Origin of the sequence: Cellulomonas fimi, assembly GCF_028583725.1 — a bacterium.
GTDB classification, from domain to species: Bacteria; Actinomycetota; Actinomycetes; order Actinomycetales; family Cellulomonadaceae; genus Cellulomonas; species Cellulomonas fimi_B.
Window position 1 is genome coordinate 3,775,223 of the sequence record NZ_CP110680.1, and the last position, 20,965, is coordinate 3,796,187.

General features: G+C 76.0%; 22 protein-coding genes. 3 read left to right on the forward strand and 19 right to left on the reverse strand.

Features of this window, described 5'->3' with window-relative positions; translation table 11 throughout:
• Window positions 1-6 precede the first annotated feature (6 nt).
• From OOT42_RS16975 to groL, 10 genes are all read right to left on the reverse strand, one after another.
• Window positions 7-1,095: an eCIS core domain-containing protein gene (locus OOT42_RS16975; RefSeq protein WP_273652329.1), complete on the reverse strand. Its 1,089-nt coding sequence runs from the start codon at window positions 1,093-1,095 to the stop codon at window positions 7-9.
• On the reverse strand, window positions 1,092-3,095 hold the full coding sequence (locus OOT42_RS16980) for an ATP-binding protein (RefSeq protein WP_273652330.1): 2,004 nt from the start codon (window positions 3,093-3,095) through the stop codon (window positions 1,092-1,094). Before OOT42_RS16980 ends, OOT42_RS16975 begins: the two co-directional genes overlap by 4 nt.
• Complete coding sequence (locus OOT42_RS16985; RefSeq protein WP_273652331.1) at window positions 3,092-4,369, reverse strand: DUF4255 domain-containing protein; 1,278 nt, start codon at window positions 4,367-4,369, stop codon at window positions 3,092-3,094. Before OOT42_RS16985 ends, OOT42_RS16980 begins: the two co-directional genes overlap by 4 nt.
• Window positions 4,366-4,863 (reverse strand): hypothetical protein, encoded by a 498-nt coding sequence (locus OOT42_RS16990; protein WP_273652332.1) that lies wholly within the window; start codon window positions 4,861-4,863, stop codon window positions 4,366-4,368. Before OOT42_RS16990 ends, OOT42_RS16985 begins: the two co-directional genes overlap by 4 nt.
• A gap of 699 nt (window positions 4,864-5,562) precedes the next feature.
• Entirely contained in the window at window positions 5,563-6,285 is a 723-nt protein-coding gene (locus OOT42_RS16995) for a hypothetical protein (protein ID WP_273652333.1), read from the reverse strand.
• 4 nt (window positions 6,286-6,289) lie between these two features.
• Window positions 6,290-6,811: a phage tail protein gene (locus tag OOT42_RS17000; RefSeq protein WP_273652334.1), complete on the reverse strand. Its 522-nt coding sequence runs from the start codon at window positions 6,809-6,811 to the stop codon at window positions 6,290-6,292.
• A gap of 11 nt (window positions 6,812-6,822) precedes the next feature.
• Window positions 6,823-8,367 carry a phage tail sheath family protein gene (locus tag OOT42_RS17005; RefSeq protein ID WP_273652335.1) on the reverse strand — a complete coding sequence of 515 codons (1,545 nt, stop codon included), beginning with the start codon at window positions 8,365-8,367 and terminating at the stop codon, window positions 6,823-6,825.
• Window positions 8,368-8,474: 107 nt separating this feature from the next.
• Window positions 8,475-9,146: an SIMPL domain-containing protein gene (locus OOT42_RS17010; protein WP_273652336.1), complete on the reverse strand. Its 672-nt coding sequence runs from the start codon at window positions 9,144-9,146 to the stop codon at window positions 8,475-8,477.
• Between the two features lie 21 nt (window positions 9,147-9,167).
• On the reverse strand, window positions 9,168-9,815 hold the full coding sequence (locus tag OOT42_RS17015; RefSeq protein WP_273652337.1) for a hypothetical protein: 648 nt from the start codon (window positions 9,813-9,815) through the stop codon (window positions 9,168-9,170).
• A gap of 191 nt (window positions 9,816-10,006) precedes the next feature.
• Complete coding sequence (gene groL, locus OOT42_RS17020) at window positions 10,007-11,632, reverse strand: chaperonin GroEL (RefSeq protein ID WP_273652338.1); 1,626 nt, start codon at window positions 11,630-11,632, stop codon at window positions 10,007-10,009.
• Window positions 11,633-11,987: 355 nt separating this feature from the next.
• Here groL and OOT42_RS17025 point away from each other — a divergent pair, with 355 nt between their 5' ends.
• On the forward strand, window positions 11,988-13,613 hold the full coding sequence (locus OOT42_RS17025; RefSeq protein WP_273652339.1) for a glycoside hydrolase family 15: 1,626 nt from the start codon (window positions 11,988-11,990) through the stop codon (window positions 13,611-13,613).
• 111 nt (window positions 13,614-13,724) lie between these two features.
• Here OOT42_RS17025 and OOT42_RS17030 read toward each other — a convergent pair whose 3' ends face one another.
• From OOT42_RS17030 to OOT42_RS17040, 3 genes are all read right to left on the reverse strand, one after another.
• The gene (locus OOT42_RS17030) at window positions 13,725-13,928 is read right to left on the reverse strand and encodes a cold-shock protein (RefSeq protein WP_013769803.1); all 204 of its coding nucleotides are present in this window, start codon (window positions 13,926-13,928) and stop codon (window positions 13,725-13,727) included.
• Window positions 13,929-14,050: 122 nt separating this feature from the next.
• Window positions 14,051-14,653: a LytR C-terminal domain-containing protein gene (locus OOT42_RS17035; protein WP_273652340.1), complete on the reverse strand. Its 603-nt coding sequence runs from the start codon at window positions 14,651-14,653 to the stop codon at window positions 14,051-14,053.
• 29 nt (window positions 14,654-14,682) lie between these two features.
• Window positions 14,683-14,994, reverse strand: coding sequence for a DUF3263 domain-containing protein (locus tag OOT42_RS17040; protein ID WP_273652341.1), 312 nt, complete (start codon window positions 14,992-14,994; stop codon window positions 14,683-14,685).
• 122 nt (window positions 14,995-15,116) lie between these two features.
• On the opposite strand from OOT42_RS17040, the gene OOT42_RS17045 reads away from it, so the two are divergent.
• Entirely contained in the window at window positions 15,117-15,794 is a 678-nt protein-coding gene (locus tag OOT42_RS17045) for a uracil-DNA glycosylase (protein ID WP_273652342.1), read from the forward strand.
• A gap of 6 nt (window positions 15,795-15,800) precedes the next feature.
• On the opposite strand, the gene OOT42_RS17050 is transcribed toward OOT42_RS17045, so the two are convergent.
• The 4 genes from OOT42_RS17050 to OOT42_RS17065 are packed head-to-tail and all read right to left on the reverse strand — an operon-like array spanning window position 15,801 to window position 18,178.
• Window positions 15,801-16,649, reverse strand: a complete 849-nt coding sequence (locus OOT42_RS17050; protein WP_273652343.1) for a hypothetical protein — start codon at window positions 16,647-16,649, stop codon at window positions 15,801-15,803.
• Window positions 16,650-16,690: 41 nt separating this feature from the next.
• Window positions 16,691-17,116 (reverse strand): hypothetical protein, encoded by a 426-nt coding sequence (locus OOT42_RS17055; RefSeq protein WP_273652344.1) that lies wholly within the window; start codon window positions 17,114-17,116, stop codon window positions 16,691-16,693.
• Complete coding sequence (locus OOT42_RS17060; RefSeq protein WP_273652345.1) at window positions 17,100-17,663, reverse strand: signal peptidase I; 564 nt, start codon at window positions 17,661-17,663, stop codon at window positions 17,100-17,102. The genes OOT42_RS17055 and OOT42_RS17060 overlap by 17 nt, the downstream gene beginning before the upstream one ends.
• 38 nt (window positions 17,664-17,701) lie before the next feature.
• On the reverse strand, window positions 17,702-18,178 hold the full coding sequence (locus OOT42_RS17065) for a hypothetical protein (protein ID WP_273652346.1): 477 nt from the start codon (window positions 18,176-18,178) through the stop codon (window positions 17,702-17,704).
• A gap of 191 nt (window positions 18,179-18,369) precedes the next feature.
• Between OOT42_RS17065 and OOT42_RS17070 the strand changes: the two genes are divergently transcribed.
• Window positions 18,370-19,185 (forward strand): SGNH/GDSL hydrolase family protein, encoded by an 816-nt coding sequence (locus OOT42_RS17070; protein WP_273652347.1) that lies wholly within the window; start codon window positions 18,370-18,372, stop codon window positions 19,183-19,185.
• Window positions 19,186-19,191: 6 nt separating this feature from the next.
• On the opposite strand, the gene OOT42_RS17075 is transcribed toward OOT42_RS17070, so the two are convergent.
• Both OOT42_RS17075 and OOT42_RS17080 read right to left on the reverse strand, forming a co-directional pair.
• Window positions 19,192-20,310, reverse strand: coding sequence for a hypothetical protein (locus tag OOT42_RS17075; protein ID WP_273652348.1), 1,119 nt, complete (start codon window positions 20,308-20,310; stop codon window positions 19,192-19,194).
• 4 nt (window positions 20,311-20,314) lie between these two features.
• Entirely contained in the window at window positions 20,315-20,962 is a 648-nt protein-coding gene (locus OOT42_RS17080; RefSeq protein WP_273652349.1) for a signal peptidase I, read from the reverse strand.
• Window positions 20,963-20,965: the final 3 nt, after the last annotated feature.

The following is a 20,965-nucleotide window of genomic DNA, read 5'->3' on the forward strand; positions in this document are numbered from 1 at the left end:
GACCGGTCAGGGCACCTGCATGCCGTACATGCGAGCGTAGTTGCGCCAGTCGAAGAGCTGCATGAACGAGTGCTCGGCGGCGTCCGCGCTCGCCTCGGCGCTCTGCGACGGCGAGATCTGGTCGCGCGACGCGTTCGACGACCCGCGCGCCGCACCCCCGCGCACCGCCGGGTCGGTCGCCGGCAGCGCCTCGCGGTGCGCGTGCTCGTCGGACGCGGGCCGGGCCCCCGCGTGGGTCATCCACCGGGCCAGCGCGTCGTGCAGCGACTCGCCCTCCCGGCTGCCGACGAAGTCGTCGCCGAACTCCGCGCCCGCGGCGTTGCTGGGGATGTCCTCGGGCGAGAAGCCGCTGCGGTACGAGTCGCCCCACTCGGTCGCCCACTGGAGGCCCTCGTTGAGCAGGCCGAGCCCTTCCGCGACGACGCTGCCGGTGGACGCCGCGTAGCTCGCGGCGGCTCCGAAGTGCCGGATGTCCACCCACCCGTACGTGTCGGTGTAGAAGTACCGGTCCGCGTTGCCGCCGTGCGCCTCGCTCAGCGCGTCGAGCACCTCGCCGGGTGAGCCCGTCTGCGCGTCGACGAAGTCGAGCACGTGCTGCGGGTCGGTCGTGCCTGCCTGGTTGGGGGCGCGGTGCAGCGTGCGCGCCGCCGGTGGCGCAACACCCGCGCCGGCGGCCACGGCCCCGCGCACGTCGACCGGCCCGCGCGTGGGGCCCCCGCCCGACGCACCGCGGGCCACGCCCGCCGCCACGCCCACCGCGTGCTCCTCGGCCCGCACGCCGTCGCCGCCCCGCCCCGCCGCGGCGGCACGGTTCTGCAGCGCGTGCACCACCTCGTGCGCGGTGAGCTCGAGCGACGCGCCCGGGGGGAGGCTGACGGCGTCCCCCACGGTGAACGCGTGCGCCCGCACCCGGGCGCGCGCCGCGGCACCGCCCCCCGGGTCGGCGACGCGGATCGTCGCGAGGTCGTGCCCGGCGAAGGCGCGCTCGAGCTCACGCCGGTGCGGCAGGGCACCGGCCGACGCCGACCCGACCGCCTCGGCCGCGACCTGCTCGGCGCTGCGCCGGTGCGGCTCCGCCGCCGACGACCGCGTCATGCCGGCCGCCGTGTGCCCGTCGCGGCGCGCTGCGCCACCCGCCCGCTCTTGCCGAGCTCCCACCGCACCGCCTGCGTCAGGTGCTCCGTGGTCAGCACACCGCCGTCGGCCGCGGCGAGGTACGCCGCCTGCAGCGCCGCCGCCGCGATCCCGCCGCCCGACAGGTCCGCCTCCGCGACGCGGGCGAGGTCGAGGCCCGACGTCGGCAGCGCGACGGGCAGCGACTGCCGCCACATCCGCAGCCGCGCCGCACGGTCCGGGTACGGGAACGCGACGACGGTCGCGAGGCGCCGGGTGAACGCGACGTCGAGGGCCGAGCGGGCGTTCGTCGTGAGGACGGCCAGCCCGCCGAACGCCTCGAGCCGCTGCAGCAGGTAGCCGACCTCGACGTTCGCGTACCGGTCGTGCGCGTCCTTCACCTCCGAGCGCTTGCCGAACAGCGCGTCGGCCTCGTCGAACAGCAGCACCACGCCGCCGTCCTCCGCCGCGTCGAACAGCCGCGCGAGCCGCTTCTCCGTCTCCCCGAGGTACTTGTCGACGACCTGGCTGAGGTCCACGTGCACCAGGTCGAGGGCGAGCTCGTGCGCGATCACCTCGGCGGCGAACGTCTTGCCCGTCCCGGAGTCGCCCGCGAACAGGGCGGTCGTCCCGCGGCCGCGGTCGGAGGTCGCCGCGAAGCCCCACGCGTCCAGGACCGTCGCCCGGTGGCGCACGGTCGCGACGAGCGCGCGCAGCTGCGCGAGCTGCTCGTCGGGCAGGACCAGGCGCGACCAGTCGGCGCGCGTCGTGCGGACCCGCGCCAGCCCGCCGACGTCCGTGCGCGGCCGCCTCCGGCACGCCGCCCAGACCGTGTGCCCGGCGACGACGTCCGCCGCCGCCGCGTCGACGTCGGGCAGCGCGAGGTCGAACGCGCCCGCGGCCGCCGCGACCTCCTCCGGCACGACGTGCGGCACCCCCGCCCGGTCGAGCGCCGCGTGCAGCGTCGCGGCCCGCTCGGCGACGCCGAGACGCGGGACGCGCAGCACGGGCACGTCCAGCCCGTCCAGCGACCCCGCCGCGGGCCCCGTCGAGACGGTCACGACGAGCGGCGACCCCGGCGGCAGGGAGCGGGCGACCGTCGACGCGAACCCCGGCGACGCGTCCTCGAGGTCCAGCACCCAGCCCACGTGCGCGAGCGCGGTCTCCCGCGCCGCACGCCGCAGCAGCAGCGCCAGGTCCGCCGTACCCGTCGGCAGGTCCGCCGCCGCCAGGACGCGCGGCCGCAGTCCCGCCGCCGCGCACGCCGCCGCCGCGACGAGCCGCGTCGTCCGTGGCTGCGGCCCGCGCAGCGCCACCGCGACCGTGCCCGACCCCGCGGCGAGGCGCCGCACGACGTCCTCGGCGACCGCCGCCAGGGTGGGCGGCAGGACGTCGGGCGGCTCGACGGGGGCGCTGAGCAGCGCGAGCCGCGCGTCGACCATGTCGACCCCCACCAGGTGGTGCACGACCCGCTCGTCCGGGACGAGGGCCGACGCGAGGACCGCGTCCGCGTCGCGGGGACGCACGAGCTCCCAGTGCCGCAACGGCGACCCGGGCGCGAGGGCGTCCCAGTGCGCGTCCGGGAGCAGCGCGAGCGCGGCACCGAAGGTCGGCGAGGCGTGGCCCGTGCGCTCGCGCAGCTCGTCCGCGACCGCCCCCACCAGCTCGGGGCCGCACGCGAGCAGCAGCGTCGCGCGCTCGAACGCCGACAGCCCGAACACGGCCGCGACCTCGTCCAGCCGACCGGGTCCGGGCGCGCCCGCCCGCACCGCCGCCAGCCGCCCGCGCGCCGGCGCCGCGTCGCGGCCGGTGACGAGCGCACGCACGACGTCCAGCTCGGCGACGAGCAGGTCGCGGTGGGGTGACCCGCTCCCGGCGGCGCCGCCCACGCGGGCTCGGGGCGCGGTGCGGGCGTCCCCGGTCACCGCGTCGTGCGCGTCCGCGACGGCGGTGCCGGTCAGGTCGTCGACCAGGTCGCTCACGGCAGCGTCACCGCCGGACCGTCGTACGTGCCGGCGCTCGCGGTGGGCACCGACTCCACGCCGTCGACCGCGACCCGCACCAGCCACGTCCCCGCGGTCAGCGCGGCCTCGTCGACGTCGAGCACGGACGGCGGCACCGGGTCGGCGGGGTTCGCGGGCTCGACCAGCGGCCCGGCGGGCGGGAACGTCACCGTGACCACGCCCGGGTCGCCGGGGGCGCCGCCCGTGAGACGGCCGAACGTCACCGTCGCCCGCTGCCCCTCCCGCAGCGCGGGCGTCACGCGGACCCGGACGAGCCCCGCGGGCCGCGTCACGTTCGTGATCGTCGGGACGAGCGCGAGCGGCAGGCCGTTGGACCGGCCGCGCACGCGCTCGGGCTCGCCGCTCACCGGGTCGGCGGGCTGCACGTGGTCGACCTGCACGCGGTGCGCCCCCGCGGGGACGCGGTCCGTCACGGCGACCACGAGCCGGTCGGACCGCGCCCCGGGCTCGGGGGTCAGCCGCCGCCCGCCCAGGGTCACGGTGGTCGTGCCCTCGCCCAGCAGCCCCGATCCGACGAGCGTGAGCGTCGCGCCCGTGACGGCCGGCCCGCCGCCCGCCACCTCCACCGCCGCGAGCCGCGCCTGCGTGAAGGTCCGCACGCCGAGCGCGCGCTCCAGCACGGGCAGCGGCCGGTTCACCGGCAGGTCGGGCTCGAGCAGCACCACGGTCGCCGTGTACGCCTGCGACAGCAGGTACGGCGCACCGAGCACGCCCCACAGCTTCGAGATCTCCTCGAGCGTGAGGGGCGTCGGGCTGAGCTTGACGAGCTCCGCCTGGTCCGCGAGGTCGCTGTGGTCGAGGAACGCCGTCGCGCCGGACCCGAACTTGTCGATCGCGTCCTCGATCACGTCCTTCGTCAGCACCGGGGTCACCGCGAGCGCGAGCGTCCCGCGCGCGAGCAGCCGCTGCGGCTCGAGCGCGGCCTCGTCGCCGTACGCCGTGACGAGGTAGTGCAGGTCGAGCGCCGCCACCGGGCGGTGCGTGAGGACCCCCGACGACGAGCGCGTCGGCAGGTCCGAGAGGTTCCACGCGTGGTTCGGCGTGACCTGGTACAGGTACACGTTGAGCCCGGCGCTGTCCGAGCCGGGGGCGTCGTCGTCGACCGCCAGGTGCGACGGGTGCAGCGTCGTGACGTCCGCGCCGCCCACGGGGTCGGGCTGCCAGGACAGCGACTCGTGCAGCACGTGCCGGATCGTCGACGTGACCGCCGCGATCGCCAGGACGTTGCTCACCGCACCCACCTCCGGTCCTGCTTGTCGAGGTACGCGGCGTGGTCCGGGTGCCGCGGGGCGCGGTCCGGGACGGGCGCGGCACGCGGCGGCTCCGGTGCCCGGTGCACGTCGATCCGGTCGATGTGCACGTGCACGTCGCCGTGGCCGTCCCGCACCCCCGCGAGGTCGTCGAGGCGCACGGTCGCGCGCCCGTCACCGCGCACGTCCGCGCGGCCGGGGGCGGTCGTCGGGACCACGACCAGGCGGTCCGCCTCCCGGCGCGTCAGAGCGCGCGCCTCGACGAGCGCGGCCGCGAGATGCTCCGACACGAGCCGGTCGGCCGTCACGCGCGGCGCGCCCGACGGGTCCGGCACGGGCGGCCCGACGGACGACGCGGCCCCCGCGTGTGCCGCTCCGGCCTCGGCGCCGGGCGCGTCGGATGCCGCCCCGAGCAGCGGCACCCGGGGGCTGCGTCGGGCGGCGTCGGACGGCGCGCGGTCAGCGAGGGACGGCACGGCGCCCGCACCGCTGCCGACCGCCCCACCGTCCGCGGTCCTCCCCGCGCCCGACGAGGACGCGCCCGCGGGTGGACCGCCCGGGTCCTGTCGCGCCTCACGTGGTCCGGTGTCCGTCGACGCCGCGACCGGGCCGCGGTCGTGCCCGCCCGCGACGCGCGTCGTCGCAGCACCGGGACCGGGACCGGACCGCCCGCCCGCCGGGCCCACCGTGCTGCCGTGCGCCTCCGACGACGCCCCGCCGCCGGTCAGCCACGCCGCTCTGAACTCCGCCCGCCCGGCGCCGCCGGGTCCGGCACCGCCGGACGCGCCCGCTCGCCCGGCCGAGCCGGGACCGCCGGACGCGACCGTCGCACCGGCCGGGTCGGCGACGTCGGCGTGCCCCGGTCCGCCCCCGCGCACCGGAGTCGCCGCGCCACCCGCACCGGGCGGACGCGCATCACCGACGGCACCCGCCGCACCGACCGCACCGACCGGGCCGCCCGCCGCCAGGGCGGGCGGCCGGCCCGAGACCGCCCGTGCGGGGGGCGGCTCGTCCGTCGCCGCTCCCGGCCACCCGGCCGCCCCCGGCGGCCCGGGCGCCCGTCCCCCCACGGGCCGGGCCGCGGCACGTTCGAACGGCGACGCGCGGCGCGCGGCCAGCACGGGTGCGGCACCGGCCGCCCCCGCGGCGATCCGGTCGAAGGCGTCGGGCATCGCTCACCCCCGCACGAGGTCGAGGTAGGTGGCGCGCCGGGCGGGCGACAGCGCGAGGATCGCGTCCTGCGACCAGCCGTACGCGCGCGCCAGGTCGGCGACGTCGACCAGCAGGTCGCGGGCGTCGTCCCGCACCCGGGCCGCGAGCAGGGCGACGACGTCGAGCTGGGCGGCGGCGTCCGCGCCGCACGCGGGGCACGCGGTGCGCACGGTCGACGCGGCGACGCCCGCGAGCGCGTCGGCCGCGCGCTCGACCGCCGCGCGCACGGCGGGTTCGTCGCGGTCGGCGCCGGGAGGCCACGCCTCGCACCGCTCGCGGAGCGCGCGGGCGGGGTCGGGGTCGGCGAGCGCCGCGAGCACGTCGGACGTCGTGGGGGCGCGCACGACGACGGCACCCGACGGCGTGGGCACCGCGACCGACGCCGCCGCTGCCGGGCCGACGTCGGGCCCACCCGGTCCGGCGAGCGCGTCGAGGTCGAGGTCGACGTCGAGCAGCTCGCCGCACCCGGGGCACGTCAGGACGGTCGCCAGCACGGGCCCGCACCGGGCGCGCAGCTCGGCGAGCGCCTCGGCGGCCGCGTCCCGCAGCGGCACCGCGCAGGCGTCGGGAAGGTCGGCGACCCGGCCGCGCGCGACGAGGACGACCGCGCCCCGCGCCGCGGGGTGCACCTCGTCGAGCGCCTCCCACAGCGCGAGCGTGGCACCCGCGTCGAGGACCGCGGTCACGGCGTCACGGCTCGACGAAGGACGGCTCGGTCGGCTCGGTCACCGCGTAGTCCCGTTCCCAGCCCTCGTTCTCGAGCTTGAGCGTCTGGATGGCGACCGCGTTCGCGTTCGCGTCGAGGTCGGGCAGCGCCTGGAACTCCGACACCCAGCACCGGAACACGCGGTAGGAGATCGCGAGCTGCCCGGCCTCGTTGTAGAGCTCGATGATGACGTCCTTGCGGAAGTCCTTGAGCGACACCTCCGCGCCGAGGCCGGAGCCGAAGTTCCACACCTTGTTGGCCCACTGCTCGAACTCGACGTCGTGCGTGACGCCGCGCTCGAGGGTGATCGCCTCGAACTCGGTGCGCCCGGGCGACTTGCGCGAGCTCGACGGGTCCCCGCCGTGCCGGTGCTTGACCACCTCGGTGGTCTTCTTGAGCGCGCCGACCTTCGACACGCCCGCGACGTACTTGCCGTCCCACTTCACCCGGAACTTGAAGTTCTTGTACGGGTCGAACCGGCCGGCGTTGACGGTGAACTCAGCCACGGGGTCGCCTCCTACACCGCAGCCGCGGCGGTCTTCTGCTGGATGGAGATGAGCACGAACTCCGCGGGCTTGAGCGGAGCGAAGCCGACCTGGATGTTCACGATGCCCCGGTCGATGTCGTACTGCGTCGTGGTCTCCGCGTCGCACTTGACGAAGTACGCGTCGCGCGGCGTCGAGCCCTGGAACGCGCCCTTGCGGAACAGGTCCTGGAGGAACGCCCCGACGGACAGCCGGATCTGCGACCACAGCGGCTCGTCGTTCGGCTCGAACACGACCCACTGCGTGCCGCGGTACAGGCTCTCCTCGAGGAACAGCGCGAGCCGCCGGACCGGCACGTACTTGTAGTCGTCGGCGAGCGCGTCCGCGCCGCGCACGGTGCGCGCGCCCCACACGACCGAGCCGGCCTCGCGGAACGCGCGCAGCGCGTTGACGCCGACCCGGTTCAGCGTGCCGTTCTCGTCGTTGGTCAGGTTGACCGCGAGGTCGACGACCCCGGTCAGCCCCGCCTCGAGCCCCGCGGGCGCCTTCCACACGCCGCGCGAGCCGTCGGTCCGGGCCATCACGCCCGCGAGCGCGCCGCCCGGTGCGAACGTGTCGATCGCGCCGTTGCGCAGCGGGTCCGCGTGCCGCACGCGCGGGAAGTAGAACGCGGCGTTGCGGGTCGCGGTCCCGGTCAGGCCGACCGACGCCGCGAACCCGGGGGCGTCGCCCGTGGTCAGCGCACCCGGCGGGTCGACGACGAGGAAGGCCCGACGTTCCACCGCGTAGGCGAGCGCCGGCGCCCACACGTCGTCCGGCAGGTCCCCGCCGGGCGTCGGCGGGGGCAGCACGACGATGTTGACGAGGTCGGCCAGCTCCAGCGCGTACAGCCCGCGCTTCGCCGTCTGGAACCCGGTGCCGACGTAGTCGTCCGAGTCGACCGCGCCGCCGTCCGCGCCCGCCGTGCCCACGACGTACGTGCCGTCCGCGGGCCGCGTCGTCGGGAGCGTCCCGTCGACCGCCAGCAGCAGCGACGAGTCCAGGACCCGGTCGACCTGCCGCGGCCCGTCGACCACCGTCACGTTGAGGTACACCTCGAGCGGGTCGGTCTGCGCGGGGTCGCCGTCGTGCACCGCGAGCGTGAACAGGTCCGCTCCGGTGACGTCGCCGCCCTGACCGGCCGCGATGTCGTCGGCCTCGGCCGTCGACGCGGGCGACGACACGACGACCTGCAGCGTGTTCGCCCACGCGCCCGGGCCGGACGCGACGAGGTCCAGGTCGTCGAGCGCGAACGTCGCCACGGCCGCGTCGGCCGCCGCCACCCGCACGACGAGCGCGGGCCCGCCGCCGTTGAGGTAGAAGTCGCGCACCGCGTAGCCGAGCCCGCGCCCGCGCGAGAGGCCGCCGAACAGGCGCTCGAAGTCGGAGAAGCTCGCGATCGGCACGGGCTCGTCGACCGGGCCGCGCGGCGCGACGCCCACGAAGGCCGTGACCGCCGTCGCGACCCCGGTGATCGTGCGGTTCCCGCTCGGGACCTCCGTGATGTAGACGCCCGGGTACGTCGGGGTGATGGTCATGGGTGCTCCTTGGTCGCGCTGGCGTTCCCGCGATCCGAGACTCGCGGCACCGCGTCAACCCCGCGTCACCCGACCGTCACGCGGCGGCGCCCGCCGGGACCACCCCGTCAGGAGGCGGCGAAGCGCGCGTGCACCCGGGCGGTGATCGTGATGTCCTCCGGCTTGAGGTCGAGGCCGCCCGCGGGTCCGGCCGCGGCGGCGGCGCGGGACATCTGCGCGGCACCCGGGTCGGTCGTGGGTCGGGACTGGTCGCCGAGCATCCCGGGGTCGGCGACCGCGAGCGGGCGGACGTCCGCGAGCCCGAGGGCGTGGGCGTAGGTCGTCGCCGCGGCGACCGCGTCCTGCACGGCGCGTGTGCGCGCGTCGGCCGTCAGCCGGGTCCGTGTCACCTCGGTGAGCGCCCACTCGATCCCGCCGACGCTCACGCCGTCGCGCGCGGCGACGTCCTCGACCCACGCGGCCAGCCGCGCGAGGTCCCGGAACTTCACGTCGAGCCGCACGGCGGCGTGGTGCACGAGCGGCAGCTGCTTGCCGTCCTTGTTCCACGGCCGGTCGGCCCACACGCGGATGCGGTCCGACGACCACCACGTCACCGCGGGTGCAGCCGGGTCGGTGAGCCGCTTCGCCTCGTCGGCCAGCCGGGCGTGCTCGCGCAGGGTGCGCTCGACGACGCGCTCGCGGTCGGGGCCCTCGAAGCCGACCGTCAGCACGACGGTCCCCCGCTCGGCCGGGTGGTGGTGGTCGAACCGTCCCTCGACGGTCACCGTCGTCTCGTGCACAGGCCGGAGCGTAACCGCCGCTCACACGATCTTCGGGAAGGCGAGCAGGAACCCGATGCCCGCGACGACCATCACGACCGCGACCCCGAGCAGCACCCAGCGCACCCGTTCCGTGCGCCCGCGCGTCGACAGCGACGCGAAGAACAGCACGAGCGCGAAGAGGACGGTGAGGAAGGTGTACCGGTCGCTGCGCTCGTCGAGGACCAGCCCGCGCGCGAACATGTCCTCGGCGCGCGCGTCGGCGGCCGCCGCCTCGGCCGTGCCCGGCGGCTCGTACGACGGCATCACGAACGGGCTCGCGGGCGCGGACGGGTCCTGCAGGGGCTGCGTCGCGAGCCACTCGTCGACGGCCGGGCCGAAGTGCGGGCTGAAGCGTTGCCGGACGAACGCCGCGAGGGGCTCGTCGCCCTCCGCCACCGCCTGCACCCAGACGGCGAACGTCTGCAGGTCGTACCCGCGGGCCGCGTCCGCCTGCGACTCGTGCCGGCTCGCCTCGATGCGCGCGGACGACGCCTTCGAGAACGCGATCGACATCTCGCCGCCCCACTGGCTCGCCTCGAAGACGCTCCACGCGGTGAGGACTGCGGTGACCGCGAGGACGACGACGGTCAGGACCTCGCGGACGTGCCCCGGACGTGCCGGGGCGGGCGCGGTCCCCTCGTGCGTCATCCCCGTCCTCCCTCGACGCCACCGCCACCCGTCCCGGTGCGGGCACGGTAGGCCGGGCGCACGTCGCCGCACGTCATCCGGGACGGGTGACCTGCGCCGACGGCGACGCGCGAGGGGCCGGTCACCCGCAGGTGACCGGCCCCTCGTGCCGAGCAGGGTGCGGCCGTCAGGCCGCGTGACTCACGTCGGCGTCAGAAGCCGCCGCCGAAGTCGTCGCCACCGCCGGCCGGGAGGGCCGGGGCCTTCTCGGGCTTGTCGGCCACGACGGCCTCGGTGGTGAGGAAGAGCGCCGCGATGGACGACGCGTTCTGCAGCGCGGAGCGCGTGACCTTGACCGGGTCGTTGACGCCGGCGGCCAGCAGGTCCTCGTACGTGTTGGTCGCGGCGTTGAGGCCGTGACCCGTCGGGAGGTTGCGGACCTTCTCGGCCACGACGCCGCCCTCGAGACCGGCGTTGACGGCGATCTGCTTGAGCGGGGCCTCGATCGCGGACTTCACGATCAGGGCACCGGTGAGCTCGTCACCCTCGAGGTCCAGCTTCTCGAACGCGAGCGCGCCGGCCTGGATGAGGGCCACGCCACCACCGGCGACGATGCCCTCCTCCACGGCCGCCTTCGCGTTGCGGACGGCGTCCTCGATGCGGTGCTTGCGCTCCTTGAGCTCGACCTCGGTGGCCGCGCCCGCCTTGATGACGGCGACGCCGCCGGCGAGCTTGGCGAGGCGCTCCTGGAGCTTCTCGCGGTCGTAGTCCGAGTCCGAGTTCTCGATCTCGGCGCGGATCTGCGAGACGCGACCGGCGATCTGCGCGGCGTCGCCGGCACCCTCGACGATCGTGGTCTCGTCCTTGGTGACGACGACCTTGCGCGCCGTGCCGAGGACCTCGAGGCCGACCGTGTCGAGCTTGAGGCCGACGGTCTCGGAGACGACCTGGCCACCGGTGAGGATGGCGATGTCCTGCAGCATGGCCTTGCGGCGGTCGCCGAAGCCCGGCGCCTTGACGGCGATGGACTTGAACGTGCCCTTGAGCTTGTTCACGACGAGCGTGGCCAAGGCCTCACCCTCGATGTCCTCGGCGACGATGAACAGCGGCTTGCCGGCCTGGATGACCTTCTCCAGCAGCGGCAGCAGGTCCTTGACGTTCGAGATCTTCGACTCGACGAGCAGGACGAACGCGTCCTCGAGGACGGCCTCCTGACGCTCGGGGTCGGTCACGAAGTACGCGGACAGGAAGCCCTTGTCGAAGCGCATGCCCTCGGTGAGCTCGAGCTCGAGGCCCAGCGCGGACGACTCCTCGACCGTGATGACACCCTCCTTGCCCACCTTGTCGAGGGCCTCGGCGATGAGCTCGCCGATCGCGGTGTCACCGGCGGAGATGGCGGCCGTGGCGGCGATCTCCTCCTTGGTCTCGACCTCCTTGGCCTGCGCGAGGAGCTGCGTCGTGACGGCCTCGACGGCCTTCTCGATGCCCTTCTTCAGCGCGATCGGGTTCGCACCCGCGGCCACGTTGCGCAGGCCCTCGCGGACGAGCGCCTGGGCGAGGACGGTCGCCGTCGTCGTGCCGTCACCGGCGACGTCGTCGGTCTTCTTCGCGACCTCCTTGACGAGCTCCGCGCCGATCTTCTCGAACGGGTCCTCGAGGTCGATCTCCTTGGCGATGGAGACACCGTCGTTGGTGATCGTGGGGGCGCCCCACTTCTTGTCCAGGACGACGTTGCGGCCCTTGGGGCCCAGGGTGACCTTGACGGTGTCGGCGAGGGTGTTGAGACCCCGCTCGATGCCGCGGCGGGCCTCCTCGTTGAAGGCAATGATCTTGGCCATGGGGCTGTGATCCTTCGCTCGGTTTCCGTGGTGGCCGCTGGGTGCCCGCGACGGACGACGCGCCGCGCGCGGTCCTGTCCCGCGACGCGACGCACCTCACCGGGCGGCCGATGCTTCTGTCACTCTCGACCCGAGAGTGCTAAGTCAATGGTTAGCACTCGACCCCTGCGAGTGCAAGGCGCGTTCGCCCAGGGACGACCCCGCGACGCGCCCGGCGGACACCCCGGGACCGACCACCGCGCCCCGGCCACGCGTGCGCGGGGCCCGCTCGCGTCCTGGACGCCTGACCGACCTGAGCACGGACTCACCCGCCGAACCGCCCGGACGCGTGCGGACGCCGGTCTATCGTGCGCGTGTGCCAGGTCACACCGGGGTGGTCGACGACGTCGTCGACGCCGTCACCGTGCCGTCGGCGCGAGCGACGACGGACCCCGTCCGCCCGGCCGGCCGTCCCGCCCGGACGTCGCCCGACCCGGCCGCACCCCGCCCCGCCGCGCCTCGGGCTGCGAGCCCGCGACCGCGCCCGGTGCGCACCCGGACGCCGCTCGTCCGCGCCGCCACCGCGACCGTCGGGAGCCTCGTCGCACTGGCCGTCCTCGCCGCGCACCTCCCGCCGGACGGCCGCTCGGGACCGCGCACCGCACCGGCCGCCGCAGTCGTCGGCCCACCGACGGCGTGGGCGCAGATCCCGCTGTACCAGGAGACAGTCACGCTGCTGCCCGACGGCACGCGCACCGAGGTCCGCAGCGGCACCGACCCGACGTTCCTCGCGGGCTCGCGCGTGCTCGACCCCGCGGCGGCGACGCTCGCGCAGGCGGTCGGCGCGTCGTCGGCGGCGACCCTGACGTCCCGGGGCGAAACGGGTGCCGCCGCGGTCGCCCAGGAGCAGCGCCAGTGGCTCGACGCCGGCACGGTCCCGGGCGCGGGCGGGCCGTACGAGCCCATGGCGCGCGCGGCGCTGCTCGACCTGCACACCCTGCTGCTGCCGAACGGCGCGGCGGTCGCGGGCTGGTCGGAGCGGTGGCGGTACGTGTGGCCGCGCGACGCCGCGTTCGTGTCCGTCGCGCTCGCGCGCACGGGTCACACCGCGGACGCGCTCGACGTGCTGGCGTTCCTCGACGACGTGCAGGCCGCCGACGGCTCGTTCCAGGCGCGCTACCTGCCGGACGGGTCGGGCCCGCCCGACGACCGCGGCGTGCAGACGGACGGGACGGGCTGGGCGCTGTGGGCGGCGGGCCTCGTCGTCGCGGAGCTCGACGACCCGGAGCAGCGCGCGGCGGCGGCGCACCGGCTGCGCCCGCTGGTCGTCCGCTCGACGCAGCACGCGACCGCGCTCGTCGCGCGCACGGGCCTGCCGCCCGCGTCGCCGGACTACTGGGAGGTGCCGGAGCGCGCGCTGACGCTGGGCACGGTCGTGCCGCTCGTCGCGGGGCTCCAGCAGGCCGACGGGCTCCTCCGGCTCACGGGCGACGTCGCCCTCGCCGACGCCGCCGCCCGCGCCGCGACCCGCACCCAGGTGGCGACGATCCGCGAGTTCGGCGGCTCGGGGTACGCCCGGTACGCGGCGGGCGGGCACGCGGACGCGGCGACGGCGTTCCTGCTGACCCCGTTCCTGCGGATGCCGGCGCCGGGCGCGCACGACGCGTGGCTCGCGTCGGTCCCGACGATGCGTCGCCCCGCGAGCGGGCTGGCGCCGGGCGCGGGGTGGCGGGACGACGGCGTCTCGTGGACCCCGCAGACGTCGCTGTACGCGTGGGTCGCCGCGGAGAACGGCGAGCCGGGGCTCGCGCACGGGTGGCTCGACTTCCTCGACGCGCACCGCACGACGGCCGGCTCGATCCCCGAGAAGGTGCTCGGCGACGGGTCGCCGGCCGCGGTCGCGCCGCTCGCGTGGAGCGCCGCGTGCGTGCTCCTGGCACTCGACGCGCTCGACGCCGCCGCGTCGACCACGACGCCGCACACCGCGCCGCTCCCCCGCTGACCACGAACGCGCGAGGGCCGCGCACCACGGGGGGTGCGCGGCCCTCGCCGATGCGTCCGACGTGGACGTCCGGAGCTGGAGGGCCGGGGAGACGACGCCGGGGGCGTCAGGTCAGACGGGACGAACCTGCTCGGCCTGCGGGCCCTTCGTGCCCTGACCGACCTCGAAGTCGACCTGCTGGCCCTCCTCGAGGGTCCGGTAGCCGTCGACCTGGATGGCGCTGAAATGCACGAAGAGGTCCTGACCTCCGCCGGTCGGGGTGATGAAGCCGTACCCCTTCTCCGCGTTGAACCACTTCACGGTGCCCTGGGCCATGCGAACTCCTCGACGATCGGTGCGCCGCGGGCTCCGCCGGCCCCCGGTGCGCGTGAGCCTAGTGGTCACGGGCACGCCACGACCAGGGTCATCTCGGAGGTGACCAGGGGCGTCGGTGCCGGTCAGGCGTCGGGGTCGGTGCGCAGGACGACGACGATGCCGTCACCCGCCTGCTCCGGGGAGAGCGTGACGGCGGTGAGGCCGAGCGTCTGGGCGACGAGGTCGGCGGTGGAGCGCAGGTCCTCGCTCGCGTAGAACACGGTCGAGTCGGTCACGCCCTCGCCGTCGGAGTTGCCCGTCGTGGCGGCGGTGAAGCCGGCCTCCTGGAGCTTGGCCTGCTGCCGGGCGGCGACCCCGCTGACCCCCGACGCGTTGAGCACCTGGACGGGCGTGCTGAGGACCGGCTCCACGGCGGGCGGCTCCTCGGTCTCGACAGGCGTCTCCTCCGTCCCCTCGGCCGGCGTCTCCTCGGTCCCGTCGGTCGTGCCGCCGTCCGTCGTCCCGTCGTCGACCGTCGAGCTGCCCGGGGTGTCGTCGGCGCTGTTGATGAGGCCCCAGGCGGTCACGGCGCCGTAGGCGAGGACGGGGGCGAGGACGAGGACCGCGAGGAACGGCCACCACCGGCTCCAGGCCGTGCGCGGTGCCCGGTGGACGCCGCGGGGCGCGTCGGGGTCCGCCGGGGCGTCGAACTCGTCGTCCGGGTAGGGGTAGTCGGCCTTGCTCACGGCCGCAGGCTATCCGCTGGACCTGGGGCTCAGGCGTCGGTCGCGAGGCGACGCGCGGTACGGGCCCGCTGGCGGGACTGCCGCAGGCGCCGCAGGCGCTTGACGAGCATGGGGTCGTGCGCGAGGGCCGCGGGCTCGTCGATGAGGGCGTTGAGCACCTGGTAGTACCGCGTGGCGGACATGTCGAACAGCTCGCGGACCGCCTGCTCCTTGGCGCCGGCGTACTTCCACCACTGGCGCTCGAACGCGAGGATCTGCTCGTCGCGCTCGCTCAGCCCGGAGGTTCGCCCGTCCGGCCCAGCGTCGACGGTGCCGATCGGGAGCGCGGTCGCGGTGTCCATACGGCCTCCTCGGTGGTGCGGGGCGGGTCGGTCAGCGGCCATCGTAGGTCCGAACCACACCGGTGTCATTCCGCCTCACCGGCCGCCACCCCGCCGGACGCCGACCGGGTACCCTCGCCCGCGTGAACCCGGCTCCCCTCACGTCGCTCGTCGCCCCGGACTGGGCGCACGCGCTCGCGCCGGTGGAGCCGCACCTCCGCGCGGCGGGCCAGTTCCTGCGCGAGGAGGTCGCCGCCGGGCACGGCTACCTGCCCGCGGGCGACGCCGTCCTGCGTGCGTTCGCGCGGCCGCTCGCGGACGTCCGCGTCCTGGTCGTGGGGCAGGACCCCTACCCCACGCCCGGGCACCCGATGGGCCTGTCGTTCTCCGTCCAGGCGGACGTGCGGCCGCTGCCGCGCTCGCTCGACAACATCTTCAAGGAGCTCGTCGACGACCTCGGCGTGCCGCGCCCCACGTCGGGCGACCTCTCGCCGTGGGCGGACCAGGGCGTCATGCTGCTCAACAGGGTCCTGACCGTGCGCCCCGGCGCGCCCGCCTCCCACCGCGGCAAGGGCTGGGAGGCGGTGACCGACCGCGCGATCGCGGCGCTCGTCGAGCGCGGCGGCCCGCTCGTCGCGGTCCTGTGGGGGCGCGACGCGCAGTCGCTGCGACCCGCGCTGGGGTCCGTGCCGCGCGTCGAGTCGGTGCACCCGTCGCCGCTGTCGGCCTCGCGCGGGTTCTTCGGGTCGCGCCCGTTCTCGACGGTCAACCGCCTCCTGGAGGCCCAGGGCGCGCCGCCGGTGGACTGGCGGCTGCCCTGAGCCGGGTCACGGCCGGCAGATGACCGGCGTGCCGGGTGCCGTCGTGAGGAAGACCTGGACCTCGGGCGTCTCCCCGCGGTTCGCGGGGAGCATGCCCCGGACCACGGGCAGCTCCGCGCAGCGCGAGTGCACGACCGCGACGTTGTTCGCCGACGTGATCACGGCGTCCTGCCACGACCAGCCGGTCGCGGGCACCGCGCGGTCCGGGACGGTGAACGCGAACTCGACGTGCTCGGTCGGCGTGATGCCCGGGGCCGAGAACAGCACCTTCCAGTACGCCTTCCAGTACCCGCCCTCCTGCCAGAAGCTCGGGTCGCCGTAGCCGGTGACGGTGCACGGTCGGGCGACGGGGGCACCGTTCGCGTCCACGACCCAGCACGAGTCCGGCGCGGGTCCGGGCACGCGCCACGCCGCCGGGATGGCGAACCCGCCGACGAGCACGCGCACGCGCGTCACGTCGGACGGAGCCGGAGCACCGGTCAGCGCGTAGGACTGGTCGACCGTGGCGAGAGTGCCCTCGGCGGTGCCGAGCACGCCGGCGGCGCCGAACAGCGTCACGCTCACGGGGGCGCCCGCGCACGCGGCCGCGTCGATCGCGGTGAGACCGTCGAGCGTGACGGCGGTGGGCGCGGAGGTCGAGGTCGGGACGACGTCGACCTCCGTCGTCGTGCACGCGCTGCGCGCGACGATCGCGGACCGCTCGGCGTGGACGTCGAGCCGCGACGCGCTCGCGTGCGGCAGTGCCGCGCCCACGACGAGCGTCGCGAGCACGGCGAGCGCGGCCGTCCCGGCCCGACGCCGGCGCGCGCGTGCGCGGAGGTCGGTGGTGGGTGCCGACGGGCGGCGGCGGGGCACGGCAGGGCCCGTCGGCCCGGGGACTCGGGTGCGCTGGGGTCTCATGACAGGGTCACCACCACGGTGTGCACGGAGGTCGCGAGGACGGGAGGCAGTCCGCCGAGGAGGACCGACGAGTGCCCGGCGGGCAGCGGCGCGGTCGCGGCGAGCAGGAGCGCGCCGGACGCGTCGTGCGCGGTCGCGGACACCGTGCGGCCGGCGCAGGCGACCGCGTCGACGTCGCCGACCTCGAGGCCGTCGATGCGGTCGGTGTCGACACCGCCGGCCACCTCGTACACGAGGCGGGTCGTCACGGTGTCGTCGCAGGGCGGCGCCACGGGGGCGGTGCCCGACGCGACGCCGTCGGTCGCACCGACGGACAGCCGGGAGGCGGACGCGGTCGTCACGCCCCCGACGAGGACGACGAGCAGTGCCGCGACCGCGGCACGGAGGCCGCGCGTCGGTCGCGCGTCACGGAGCCGGCGCACGGGGTGCCTCCTCGGGGGTGTGGTGGTGCGGGTCACGCCCGGCCGGGTCACGGGCGGGCCAGAGCCACCACCCGGCGACGATCACGCCGAGCGCGAGCCACGTCAGGGGTGAGGCGAGCACGGGCGTCACCGCACCGACACCGCCGACGTGCCACCGGACCACGCCGGCGACGTCCTCCGCGGTGGGGTGCCAGACGTCGTCCCAGCCGTTGTTGTCGCCGCGCGTCGTCCAGCCGGTCGCGGCGTCGCCGCCGACGATGCGGTGCACGACGTACGCGTCGACGCCGTCGGGCCGGTAGACGATGACGTCGCCCACCGCGGCGGTGCCGGCCCGCGCGACGACGAGGTCACCCGTGGCGTACGTGGGCTCCATCGAGCGCCCCGAGACGACGACGACGGTCGTGGCGCCGCCCCACGCCGTCGGCCACAGCAGGACCGTGGCGGTGACGACGAGGGCGGCGGGGACCCACGCCACGACCCGCCGCCACCGGGCGCGGGGCCGCGGGGCCGCGGCGGTCGCGGCCGTGGACGGCGTGGTCGTGATCATGGGTGCTCCTCCGGTCGGTCGGTCGGACGGTCGGCGTCTCAGGCCGACGCGGGGGCCTCGAGGATCACGGTCACGTCGGTGAGCTCGTCATGGCTCGTGAGGCCGGTGCCCGCGAGGACCTGCCCGGTCGGTCCGGCGGCCGTCGCGGGGGTGAACGTGAAGGACAGGTCGCCGGCGGCGCGCTCCACGTAGACCGTGCCCTCCCAGCCGGTGACGTCCGCCGTGCCCACGTCGAGGGCGATCGTGAGGTCGACGGGGACGGCGCCGTCCGTGGGCGCGGCGGCCCCGTCCTCGGCACGGACGGTCGTGAGCGAGGCGCTCGCGCCGGTGAGACCGGTCACCGTCGTGGCGCTGCCCGAGGCGACGCCGTCCGTCGCGTCGACGTCGAGCATCGACGCCGAGGCCGTGGCGAGCCCGGCGATGCCGAGGCCCACGAGGCCGATCGCGACGGCCTTGCGGCGTCGGTCCTGACGGTCGGTCTGGGTGGTCGGGGTGGTGATGTGCTGCGTGCTCATGGTGGACCTCCGGGCCCGTCCCCCGCCCGTCGGTGCCGAGCGGGTCGTGCGGGCCCCTGTGTTGGGGACGCCTCCATGGTCACAAGAGAAATTTCAGTTCCAGTGGGACGGTGGTCCCAGAAATCTGGACAACCGTCCGAGTTCCCGGGTGAAAAAGGATGCGTCGGGCGACGTCGGCGCGGAGCGCCAGAATGGGGGCCGTGACCACCCCCGCCGACACCGCACCCCGCTGGTCCCGCTACGTCGCCATCGGCGACTCGTTCACCGAGGGCCTCTGGGACTCCCCCGACGGCCCGGACGCCGCGCAGCGCGGCTGGGCGGACGTGCTCGCCGCACGCCTCTCGCAGCGCCGCACCGCGGCGGGCGGGTCCCCGCTGGAGTACGCCAACCTCGCGATCCGCGGGCGGCTCCTGCGGCCGATCCTCGTCGAGCAGGTCCCGGCCGCCCTGGCCATGAAGCCCGACCTCGTGAGCCTCGTCGGCGGCGGCAACGACATCCTGCGACCCGCCGCCGACGTCGACCGGCTCGCGCGACTCCTCGAGCAGGCGGTCGTCCGGCTGCGCGAGTCAGGGGTCGACGTGCTGCTCGGCACGGGGGTCGACGCGGTCGACAGCCCGCTCGTGCGCGCGACCCGCTCGCGCGTCGCCGTCTACAACGCGCACATCTGGTCGATCGCCCGCCGGCACGACGCGCACGTGCTGGACCTGTGGGGCATGCGCAGCCTGCGCGACTGGCGCATGTGGGCCGACGACCGCATCCACCTCACGTCCGACGGTCACGCGCGCGTCGCGCAGGCCGCGCTCGTGGGCCTCGGCCTGCCGCCCGACGAGCCCCGCTGGGACGACCCCCTCGCCCCGCTGCCGCCGACGCCGCGGATCGAGCAGCTGCGCGGCGACGCGCAGTGGTTCCGCGAGCACGTCTACCCGTGGGCCACCCGTCGCCTGCGCGGCCGCTCGTCGGGCGACCTGCGCCGGCCGAAGCGGCCGGTCCTCGCGCCCGTCGAGTAGCCGCGGTCAGCGGTCGACGACGCAGGTGGAGAACGCGAAGGACTGCGTCCCGACGATGTTCGACGCGGTCCGCGACGTCGTCTGGAAGACGTAGGGACCGGCCAGCGACGGCACGACCGTCCGGTCGATCCGCCACTCCTCGCCGCCGTACCGCCACGCGTCGGGCGAGCCGCCCGCGGACCGCAGGCGCGCGACGGCCGCGGTCATGTCGACGGGCGTCTGCCAGGCCACGTAGAACGGCGACGTGCCGTTGCCGGTGACGGTCGTGACGACGCACGCCTCGCGGTCGGTCCAGGTGCCCTGGGCGAAGGACACGGTGTAGGCCGACGGGGTCACGACGGCGCCGGGCAGGGAGAAGTTGCAGACCGTCACCGTGCGGACCTGGCCCACGACGACCGTGTCGTACGGCTGCCAGACGTCGGTGCGCCCGGAGATCTTGATCAGCCCCGCCGTCGTCGGTGCGCCGAGCTGGTACTTCCACGACTCGTCACCCTGGAGCGAGTAGCCCGTGCGTGCGCCGTTGAAGGGTGCTTGCGTCGTGTCGATCCAGGCGGACCAGACGATCGGCGTCGTCGACCGCGTCGTGACGCGGATCGTGAAGCACGCCTGCTGCCCGCTCGTGGCGTTGGTGAGGTCCCACGTGACGGTCGTGTCGAACGCGGACCCGTCGGGGCCCGGGTAGACGGGACCGGACGCGGCGGGCGGGGTCCACGTGGCCGAGACGGGCCAGCCGTCCCCGGCGACGAAGACGCGCGCGGTCGTGGCGGTCGGCGCGGAGAACGGCGTGGTCGTCGTCGCCGTGAACGTGCCGGCGGCGAGCGTGCCCGTCGCGTCCAGCAGCACGGTGCCCGCGCTCGTCGCGAGGATGACGCGCCCCGTCGTGCACGTACCGCCGAGCCCGCTCACGGTCACCTGCGTGTACTGGCCGCCGACGGGCGTCCCGCTCGCCGCGACGGCCGCGGGCCCGGTCGCGCAGCGCTGGACCGCGGTGCCGTACGGCTGACCCGGCGTCGTGAGCGACAGCCGCGCCGCGCTGGCGACGCCCGTGGCGAGGACGGCGACGACGAGGACCAGCACCGTCACGACCAGGCCGGCGGTGCGCGGGTGCAGCAGGCTCCGGTGCACGGCGTCAGCCGCCGGCGGGGGTGAGCGCGGGGCGCCGGGTGCCGTCGTCGTCGACGGCGTGGGGCTCGGCGGAGGCGGCGGGGTGGACGTCGGGGTCGGGTCCAGCGCCGGCCTCCGCGGCCCGCGCGTCACTCGCGTGGGGCTCGCGGTTCTCGTCGCGCGACGACGGCCAGACGAGCAGCGCGCCCGCGATCAGCAGGCACGACCCGAACACCCACGGCGACGCGACGAACCGCCCGACCAGCCCGACCTTGGCGACGTGCAGCTGCGCGACGCCGAGGACCTCGTCGTCCGTCGGTGCGAACGGGTCGGTCCAGTCGTTGTTGTCGCCCTGGACGACCCAGCCGTTCTCCCCGTCGCCCCCGACGAGGCGGTGGATGATCCGGCCGCCGTCGAGCTGCTCGGGACGGTAGACCACGACGTCGCCGACCTGCGGCGTACCGCAGCGCGAGACGACGAGGTCGCCGGTCTCGTAGGTGGGCTCCATCGAGTGCCCGGAGACGATCGTCAGCGTCGTGCAGCCGCCGAGGTTGGTCGGCCACAGCAGCCACGCGGCGACCGCGGCGGCCGCGTAGAGGAGGACCGAGGCGACGGCACGCAGCACCCGGCGCGCGGGGCGCGCACCGGGTGCCGTCGTGACGTCGCTGGTCATCGG

Coding starts and splice junctions, on each gene's coding strand:
- OOT42_RS16975 (WP_273652329.1), bottom strand. CDS start 1,095: ATGACGCGGTCGTCGGCGGCGGAGCCGCACCGGCGCAGCGCCGAGCAG.
- OOT42_RS17005 (WP_273652335.1), bottom strand. CDS start 8,367: ATGACCATCACCCCGACGTACCCGGGCGTCTACATCACGGAGGTCCCG.
- OOT42_RS17015 (WP_273652337.1), bottom strand. CDS start 9,815: ATGACGCACGAGGGGACCGCGCCCGCCCCGGCACGTCCGGGGCACGTC.
- groL (WP_273652338.1), bottom strand. CDS start 11,632: ATGGCCAAGATCATTGCCTTCAACGAGGAGGCCCGCCGCGGCATCGAG.
- OOT42_RS17030 (WP_013769803.1), bottom strand. CDS start 13,928: ATGGCCCAGGGCACCGTGAAGTGGTTCAACGCGGAGAAGGGGTACGGC.
- OOT42_RS17040 (WP_273652341.1), bottom strand. CDS start 14,994: ATGGACACCGCGACCGCGCTCCCGATCGGCACCGTCGACGCTGGGCCG.
- OOT42_RS17060 (WP_273652345.1), bottom strand. CDS start 17,663: ATGATCACGACCACGCCGTCCACGGCCGCGACCGCCGCGGCCCCGCGG.
- OOT42_RS17065 (WP_273652346.1), bottom strand. CDS start 18,178: ATGAGCACGCAGCACATCACCACCCCGACCACCCAGACCGACCGTCAG.
- OOT42_RS17070 (WP_273652347.1), top strand. CDS start 18,370: ATGGGGGCCGTGACCACCCCCGCCGACACCGCACCCCGCTGGTCCCGC.
- OOT42_RS17080 (WP_273652349.1), bottom strand. CDS start 20,962: ATGACCAGCGACGTCACGACGGCACCCGGTGCGCGCCCCGCGCGCCGG.